At 60.6% G+C, this 2,812-nt stretch carries 2 protein-coding genes and 1 pseudogene; all 3 read left to right on the top strand.

Translation table 11 applies throughout. The features are described from left to right. On the top strand, positions 1-346 hold a 346-nt coding region (locus tag AAFX91_RS40575), incomplete at its 5' end, for a group II intron maturase-specific domain-containing protein (RefSeq protein ID WP_394570229.1). 80 nt (positions 347-426) lie between these two features. Then, positions 427-1,240, top strand: a pseudogene (gene tnpC, locus AAFX91_RS40570) (IS66 family transposase); the annotation flags it as partial. 13 nt (positions 1,241-1,253) lie between these two features. Further along, a complete protein-coding gene (locus AAFX91_RS40565; RefSeq protein WP_028167603.1) occupies positions 1,254-1,625 on the top strand; it encodes a hypothetical protein in 372 nt (123 codons plus the stop codon). Positions 1,626-2,812 lie beyond the last annotated feature (1,187 nt).

The following is a 2,812-nucleotide window of genomic DNA, read 5'->3' as shown; positions in this document are numbered from 1 at the left end:
CGTCCTGCCATCGGCGACACCGATCCGATTCGGTATCGCCGCCCCAATCCTGACGGTCAGTTCTCCGGTAACATCCTGGGTGAGGCAATGCGCGCTGGACGACATTGCCCGCGAACTAAACCCGATAGTTCGGGGGTGGATCGCGTACTATGGGCAATACATGCGCTCGGCGCTATATCCGATGGCCCGCTACATCAACCAAACAATAGCTATCTGGTTGAAGCGAAAGTACAAGCGCTTCCGCCATCGGTTGGGGCGCGCTCGTATCTTCCTGGAGAAGATCGCTCGCGAGAACCGCAGACTCTTTGCTCACTGGCAACTCGGTATTGGCGACAAGCTTGCCTGATGGGAGCCGGGTGAGGTGAGAGCCTCACGCCCTGGTTCTGCGAGAGGCCGGAGGTGAAATCCCTCCGGCCTACTCACCCCACGGTGCCGGTCCTTGCCAAAGGCAAGACCCGGACCGGCCGGCTCTGGACCTATGTGCGCGACGACCGGCCATTTGCCGGACCGGATCCCCCGGCGGCGGTGTTCTTCTACTCGCCGGATCGTGGCGGTGAGCATCCGGAACAGCATCTGGCAGGCTATGCCGGACTGATGCAGGCCGACGCCTACCGGGGCTTCAGCAAACTCTACGCGGCCAGTCGCAAAGTAGGCCCGATCGTCGAGGCGGCGTGCTGGGCCCACGGCAGGCAAGTTCTTTGACCTCGCACGGCTCACCAAGGCACCGATTGCAGCCGAGGCGGTCAAGCGCATCGATGCCCTGTTCGCCATCGAGCGCGAGATTAACGGTCTGACGCCGCAAGAGCGTCTGCGTGTACGCCAGGAGCGCAGTCGCCCCCTGGTCGTTGAGCTGCAGGCTTGGCTGCGTGAGCAGCGCGCCAAGCTCTCCAAAAACAACGACACGACCAAGGCGATCAATTACAGCCTCAGCCGCTGGGATGCATTTACCCGCTTCCTCGATGACGGGCGCCTTTGCATGTCGAACAATGCCGCCGAACGTGAGCTACGGGCCGTCGCCGTAGGAAGAAGAAACTGGACCTTCGCCGGCTCCGATGAAGGCGGCCGGCGTGCGGCTGCCATCTACACCCTGATTGCCAGCGCCAAGCTCAACGACGTCGATCCGCAGGCCTGGCTCGCCGACGTGCTCGCGCGCATCAATGATCATGCTATCCAGAGGCTGGACGAGCTTCTGCCCTGGAACTGGCGAAAGCCAACGCCTGATCATGTCGAAGCAGCGTGAGCCAAGAGGACACATGAGAGCGAGCGGTCTGTCCGCGGCAGATAAATTGGCGGTGACGGCCGCCTGCCAGCAGTTGATCGACGACTTTTTGAAGCCCCGCTTCCTGCCCACTATCCGACCGACGCAGTTCAACTATCCCGTCGATATCCTGGGAAAGTGGCACGGCACCAAATATCGCTTCATTCAACGCTACCGCTCCGGCTTTCTAGAGAACCTCGGCGAAGAGTTTGACGCCCCGTTCGCTCGCCTCGACTGGATCAGCCGTGATCGCTTCGACATCCAGTGGCACCGTCACACCGGAGAATGGTTCTGCCTCCATCGCGGCCTCACTCTCGCCGAAGCGATTGACACGCTAAGATCCGACGGATTGCTCCATCCACTTTAAACACGGAACTCCGCAAGGTCAGGTATCCCGGGTCCTCACCGGACGGATACCAGCAATCTGTGTGCCGCACGCGAAAAGTGCTCTGGGCGAGGCTTGATGAGAGAAAGACTACTGTTGCGGCGGTGCGCGTGGAATGATTTCGCTGCCGTAGTCGGATTCCTGCCATCAATGTCCTCAACCGGACACGAGTGGTAACAATAAGAGAGGGCAAGGGACGCCGATCGCCTCTCGTGCCGCCACGGCGGCAACAATGCGTTCGCAGTTGGGCGCATCCAGGTGGCTATGTTCAGCGCCGTCCTTTAGCCAGCGGCTGGCCCTCAGATTGGCTGAAGAATTCCATCGTCGCTGGCGCTGCAAATACTTCCCTCATCCTCACCTAGATGGAAGGTGAATGGCGGTTGTGATACGCCCGCATCACCCCTGATGACCTCAATGGATAAAGTACGGCCTCGAGATAGCGGCTTGCCTTGGCAGCTCAGCCAGTCAAAGTGCACGGCGTGCCCCAATCGCGTTAAAGTACCGCCGCGGATCCCTTCATAAGGGAACGCCCCTGAAGCTCCGTCGCATTCACCGTTGAGAAGGACGCCCACGGGTGTCAATACAGTCGCGCGCTCGGGGCATGTTCGTCGGCACGCTCCTTCCGGTCTCATTCAGGCGGACGTGCATAGGCGTCGTTGAGCGATGCACCTCAACTGCCGAAGTTGCATCTAAGTGTCTTGTATTCCGTCCACACACTGAAATGTGTGTCCGCGACACCTGGGCGGCCGACATGCAGGGCTGGGGAACCGCTGCGCGGCTAACTTCGCAAGTCCACCAGTGAAGCACCTGTGACATAAGCGCAGGGCCGAACCGTGCTACGCTCACGCTTCTTTGCCCATGGGTCCAGGTCTACAGCATCACGGATTTCCGATTGAGAGCTCGCCAGTTCTGGGGAGGCGGAGAGAAGCACTACCGCCCTCGGGTCGATATGTCAGTCGCGTCCGCGGGTTGCTAGGACGATTGGGCCAGGCCGCGGCTTCGTCACCTATCGAGCAGCAGAAGAACAGGTGGGTGCCTGGTATGCGAGTAGATCCACGGCCCAATCGGCCTACTGCAGCTCGCGTGGTTGACTGTAAGCGGTAAGAGCTCCCACGTCCGCAGTGATCAGCGGGCGCGTGCGTAGCGGATCGGCATCCAGTATTGGCGCA

It is taken from the genome of Bradyrhizobium sp. 31Argb, assembly GCF_043638955.1.
Lineage (GTDB): Bacteria > Pseudomonadota > Alphaproteobacteria > Rhizobiales > Xanthobacteraceae > Bradyrhizobium.
Note: the sequence above shows the minus strand (reverse complement) of the source record. Positions and strands in the feature narration are given on the sequence as shown.